The sequence below is a fragment of the Undibacterium sp. RuTC16W genome (assembly GCF_049339445.1).
In the GTDB taxonomy this organism is placed as follows: Bacteria; Pseudomonadota; Gammaproteobacteria; order Burkholderiales; family Burkholderiaceae_D; genus Undibacterium.
The window spans coordinates 1-6,031 of sequence record NZ_JBMPPE010000015.1; the positions used below are offsets into that span (position 1 = coordinate 1).

Annotated in this window: 2 tRNA genes and 3 rRNA genes; all 5 read left to right on the forward strand. The window is 49.6% G+C overall.

What is annotated here, in order from left to right:
- Nucleotides 1-482 precede the first annotated feature (482 nt).
- The 5 genes from ACO0K4_RS19330 to rrf all read left to right on the forward strand — a co-directional run bounded on the left by ACO0K4_RS19330 (nucleotide 483) and on the right by rrf (nucleotide 5,982).
- Nucleotides 483-2,013 (forward strand): 16S ribosomal RNA (locus tag ACO0K4_RS19330).
- Between the two features lie 132 nt (nucleotides 2,014-2,145).
- Nucleotides 2,146-2,222: transfer RNA gene (locus ACO0K4_RS19335), tRNA-Ile, on the forward strand.
- A 41-nt stretch (nucleotides 2,223-2,263) separates the two neighbouring features.
- Nucleotides 2,264-2,339: transfer RNA gene (locus ACO0K4_RS19340), tRNA-Ala, on the forward strand.
- A 404-nt stretch (nucleotides 2,340-2,743) separates the two neighbouring features.
- Nucleotides 2,744-5,620 (forward strand): 23S ribosomal RNA (locus ACO0K4_RS19345).
- A 249-nt stretch (nucleotides 5,621-5,869) separates the two neighbouring features.
- A 5S ribosomal RNA gene (gene rrf, locus ACO0K4_RS19350) occupies nucleotides 5,870-5,982 on the forward strand.
- The 16S, 23S and 5S rRNA genes sit together here with 2 tRNA genes alongside, the layout of an rRNA operon.
- Nucleotides 5,983-6,031: the final 49 nt, after the last annotated feature.

Here is a 6,031-nt window from a genome sequence, read left to right on the forward strand (position 1 = left end):
CTTGCCAATGGCGGAAGGAATTTGCTATAGTTCGGCTCCCGTCGAGAGGCGGGAAGGTAAGGAAGAGAAAGAGAAGCGGTTGATACGGATGTTAGAAGTGGGAGTTAGGGGCGCGTAAGCGTGTTTAACGAAAGCGGCTAAAAAAGGTGTTGACGAAAAGTAGGAAGTGCTTCATAATCTCGCTTCTTTGCTGCTGACAAACAAAACGATTTGCAGCGCAGCGAAGGGTGAAATAGGTTGATTCGCAAGAGTCCCGGTTTTGCCAAAGCAGGAATCAAGATCTTTAACAATTAACAGTCAATAAATGTGGGCACTTGATAGAAAGCGCCGTGATCAAATTGATTTGGTCATGATACTTAAAAAATATCAAATGTTCGCAAAAGTAATGAATAGGATATCTCGCAAGAGATAGCCTGTCAGTTATTTGAGTGAGCGACACCGTTAGCAATAACGGAGTTCAGCAATGAACAAAAACAGAGATTAAACTGAAGAGTTTGATCCTGGCTCAGATTGAACGCTGGCGGCATGCCTTACACATGCAAGTCGAACGGTAACAGGGAGCTTGCTCCGCTGACGAGTGGCGAACGGGTGAGTAATATATCGGAACATACCCTAGAGTGGGGGATAACGTAGCGAAAGTTACGCTAATACCGCATACGAACTAAGGTTGAAAGTGGGGGATCGCAAGACCTCATGCTCATGGAGTGGCCGATATCTGATTAGCTAGTTGGTGAGGTAAAGGCTCACCAAGGCGACGATCAGTAGCTGGTCTGAGAGGACGACCAGCCACACTGGAACTGAGACACGGTCCAGACTCCTACGGGAGGCAGCAGTGGGGAATTTTGGACAATGGGCGCAAGCCTGATCCAGCAATGCCGCGTGAGTGAAGAAGGCCTTCGGGTTGTAAAGCTCTTTTGTCAGGGAAGAAACGGTTGTTCCTAATACGGACGGCTAATGACGGTACCTGAAGAATAAGCACCGGCTAACTACGTGCCAGCAGCCGCGGTAATACGTAGGGTGCAAGCGTTAATCGGAATTACTGGGCGTAAAGCGTGCGCAGGCGGTTATATAAGTCAGATGTGAAATCCCCGGGCTCAACCTGGGAACTGCATTTGAGACTGTATGGCTAGAGTGTGTCAGAGGGGGGTAGAATTCCACGTGTAGCAGTGAAATGCGTAGATATGTGGAGGAATACCGATGGCGAAGGCAGCCCCCTGGGATAACACTGACGCTCATGCACGAAAGCGTGGGGAGCAAACAGGATTAGATACCCTGGTAGTCCACGCCCTAAACGATGTCTACTAGTTGTCGGGACTTAATTGTCTTGGTAACGCAGCTAACGCGTGAAGTAGACCGCCTGGGGAGTACGGTCGCAAGATTAAAACTCAAAGGAATTGACGGGGACCCGCACAAGCGGTGGATGATGTGGATTAATTCGATGCAACGCGAAAAACCTTACCTACCCTTGACATGTACAGAATGCCGAAGAGATTTGGCGGTGCTCGCAAGAGAACTGTAACACAGGTGCTGCATGGCTGTCGTCAGCTCGTGTCGTGAGATGTTGGGTTAAGTCCCGCAACGAGCGCAACCCTTGTCATTAGTTGCTACGAAAGGGCACTCTAATGAGACTGCCGGTGACAAACCGGAGGAAGGTGGGGATGACGTCAAGTCCTCATGGCCCTTATGGGTAGGGCTTCACACGTCATACAATGGTACATACAGAGGGCCGCCAACCCGCGAGGGGGAGCTAATCCCAGAAAGTGTATCGTAGTCCGGATTGTAGTCTGCAACTCGACTACATGAAGTTGGAATCGCTAGTAATCGCGGATCAGCATGTCGCGGTGAATACGTTCCCGGGTCTTGTACACACCGCCCGTCACACCATGGGAGCGGGTTCTGCCAGAAGTAGGTAGCTTAACCGTAAGGAGGGCGCTTACCACGGCAGGGTTCGTGACTGGGGTGAAGTCGTAACAAGGTAGCCGTATCGGAAGGTGCGGCTGGATCACCTCCTTTCTAGAGTTGCGCTGAAAGTTAAGTGTCCACACTTATTGACTGTTAATGTAAAGAACAAGGTAAGTCACTGAAGAAGTGACAAGCTGTGTAACTTAGCGGTAGCGATACCGGTAAGACTCGAAGCAAGCACCTGGGTCTGTAGCTCAGTTGGTTAGAGCACCGTGTTGATAACGCGGGGGTCGTTGGTTCGAGCCCAACCAGACCCACCATATAACGTGGTGGCGGTGGTTGAAGCGGCACACAAAGTTTCGGGGGTTTAGCTCATCTGGTAGAGCACCTGCTTTGCAAGCAGGGGGTGAACGGTTCGATCCCGTTAACCTCCACCAAGATTTGTCAAAAGTACAAACCTAAGTCAAGCCGGCGCTGTGAAGTGCCAAGGCAAGCGATTTAGGTTTGATCTTTCAACAGAGATTAAAGAAATACAGAGTGACCGTTCTTTAACAATTTAGAAGAAGTAAAGTAGAAATAATCAAAATTATTTCTGTAAAGAGAAGTTAGCAACGACAGTTGTTAATGGAAATTATGGAAGGGTTGTGATTGTATCGAACAAACAAAGTATTAAAAAGAGTTTGAAAAGCACTGCTGCAAAGCAGAGTTTTAGAAAAATCAAATTCCTTGAGATACGGCAAACGCTAAAGTAATACTCAATAGTAGTAAAGAACTATAACCGGTTTTTAGTGATGAACCTGAACTTAGCAATAAGAACAGACACTAGAAGCTAACGTTATAGGGACAAGTGACTAAGTGCACATGGTGGATGCCTTGGCGATATCAGGCGATGAAGGACGTAGTAGCTTGCGATAAGCTGCGGGGAGTGAGCAAACACACATTGATCCGCAGATTTCCGAATGGGGAAACCCGGCCGTAAGGTCATTGCATGCTGAATACATAGGCATGCAAAGCGAACGTGGCGAACTGAAACATCTAAGTAGCTACAGGAAAAGAAATCAACCGAGATTCCCAAAGTAGTGGCGAGCGAAATGGGAGCAGCCTGCAAGATTTAGCATCTTTGATAGTAGAACGGATTGGAAACTCCGGCCATAGAGGGTGATAGCCCCTTATACGAAATCATCGGTGTGGAACTAAGTTTGCGACAAGTAGGGCGGGACACGTGAAATCCTGTCTGAACATGGGGGGACCATCCTCCAAGGCTAAATACTCGATATCGACCGATAGTGAACCAGTACCGTGAGGGAAAGGCGAAAAGAACCCCGGAAGGGGAGTGAAATAGATCCTGAAACCGTGTGCATACAAACAGTAGGAGCGGACTTGTTCCGTGACTGCGTACCTTTTGTATAATGGGTCAGCGACTTACATTCAGTGGCAAGGTTAACCGCATAGGGAAGCCGTAGAGAAATCGAGTCCGAATAGGGCGAAATTAGTCGCTGGGTGTAGACCCGAAACCAAGTGATCTACTCATGGCCAGGTTGAAGGTGCGGTAACACGCACTGGAGGACCGAACCCACTAATGTTGAAAAATTAGGGGATGAGCTGTGGGTAGGGGTGAAAGGCTAAACAAACTTGGAAATAGCTGGTTCTCTCCGAAAACTATTTAGGTAGTGCCTCAAGTATCACCATCGGGGGTAGAGCACTGTTATGGCTAGGGGGTCATCGCGACTTACCAACCCATTGCAAACTCCGAATACCGATGAGTGCGAGCTTGGGAGACAGACGTCGGGTGCTAACGTCCGGCGTCAAGAGGGAAACAACCCAGACCGCCAGCTAAGGTCCCAAAGTACAGCTAAGTGGAAAACGAAGTGGGAAGGCTAAAACAGTCAGGAGGTTGGCTTAGAAGCAGCCACCCTTTAAAGAAAGCGTAATAGCTCACTGATCGAGTCGTCCTGCGCGGAAGATGTAACGGGGCTAAGCTGTACACCGAAGCTGCGGATATCCTTTATTGGATATGGTAGGAGAGCGTTCTGTAAGCCTGCGAAGGTGTCTTGTAAAGGATGCTGGAGGTATCAGAAGTGCGAATGCTGACATGAGTAGCGATAATGGGGGTGAAAAGCCCCCACGCCGTAAGCCCAAGGTTTCCTGTTCAACGTTCATCGGAGCAGGGTGAGTCGGCCCCTAAGGCGAGGCAGAGATGCGTAGCTGATGGGAAGCAGGTTAATATTCCTGCACCGTCGTATGATGCGATGGGGGGACGGATCACAGAAGGTCGTCAGGCGGTTGGAAGAGCCTGTTCTTGACTTGTAGAAGGCACTTAGGCAAATCCGGGTGCGTAATTCAAGGGGTTGAGACGAGTGAACTTGTTCACGAAGCGATCGGAAGTGGTTCCAAGAAAAGCCTCTAAGCTTCAGTCATACGAGACCGTACCGCAAACCGACACAGGTGGGCGAGATGAGTATTCTAAGGCGCTTGAGAGAACTCGGGAGAAGGAACTCGGCAAATTGGTACCGTAACTTCGGGATAAGGTACGCCCTGGTAGTTTGACCCCCCTGCGGGGGAAGGATGAAAGGGTTGCAATAAACTGGTGGCTGCAACTGTTTAATAAAAACACAGCACTCTGCAAACACGAAAGTGGACGTATAGGGTGTGACTCCTGCCCGGTGCTGGAAGATTAAATGATGGGGTGCAAGCTCTTGATTGAAGTCCCAGTAAACGGCGGCCGTAACTATAACGGTCCTAAGGTAGCGAAATTCCTTGTCGGGTAAGTTCCGACCTGCACGAATGGAGTAATGATGGCCACACTGTCTCCTCCCGAGACTCAGCGAAGTTGAAATGTTTGTGATGATGCAATCTACCCGCGGCTAGACGGAAAGACCCCATGAACCTTTACTGTAGCTTTGCATTGGACTTTGAACCAATCTGTGTAGGATAGGTGGGAGGCTTTGAAGCGGGGACGCCAGTTCTCGTGGAGCCAACCTTGAAATACCACCCTGGTTTGTTTGAGGTTCTAACCTTGGCCCGTTATCCGGGTCGGGGACAGTGCATGGTAGGCAGTTTGACTGGGGCGGTCTCCTCCCAAAGTGTAACGGAGGAGTTCGAAGGTACGCTAGGTACGGTCGGACATCGTGCTAATAGTGCAATGGCATAAGCGTGCTTAACTGCGAGACTGACAAGTCGAGCAGGTACGAAAGTAGGACATAGTGATCCGGTGGTTCTGTATGGAAGGGCCATCGCTCAACGGATAAAAGGTACTCTGGGGATAACAGGCTGATTCCTCCCAAGAGTTCATATCGACGGGGGAGTTTGGCACCTCGATGTCGGCTCATCACATCCTGGGGCTGTAGCCGGTCCCAAGGGTATGGCTGTTCGCCATTTAAAGTGGTACGTGAGCTGGGTTTAAAACGTCGTGAGACAGTTTGGTCCCTATCTGCCGTGGGCGTTGGAAGTTTGAAGGGGGCTGCTCCTAGTACGAGAGGACCGGAGTGGACGAACCTCTGGTGTATCGGTTGTCACGCCAGTGGCATTGCCGAGTAGCTATGTTCGGAAGAGATAACCGCTGAAAGCATCTAAGCGGGAAACTCGCCTTAAGATGAGACTTCCCAGAGCCTTGAGCTCTTTAAAGGGTCGTTCGAGACCAGGACGTTGATAGGCTGGGTGTGGAAGTGCAGTAATGCATTAAGCTAACCAGTACTAATTGCCCGTAAGGCTTGTCCCTATAACCTTAGCAGGTTATAGGCTACGACAAGTATTGTGAAGTGTTTGCGAAAGTGCACTCCGGAAGGAGGCACATGTTCGAGAACAGTCACAACCACCACAGTAAGCGATGGTCTCGCTTGCTGTGAAAAACAACATGTTTGATTAGTGCGAAGACTCACCTCTGACGCACACTCTACGATACTTCTTCTGAATTGGATTTGTTGCCGGCTACCGCTCAACGTAGTCAACAACAGATCAACAAGTTATGCCTGATGACCATAGCAAGTCGGTACCACCCCTTCCCATCCCGAACAGGACCGTGAAACGACTCCGCGCCAATGATAGTGCTGCAACCAGTGTGAAAGTAGGTCATCGTCAGGCTTTTATTCCGCATAGCCCCGTTCAAGAAATTGATCGGGGCTTTTGCTTT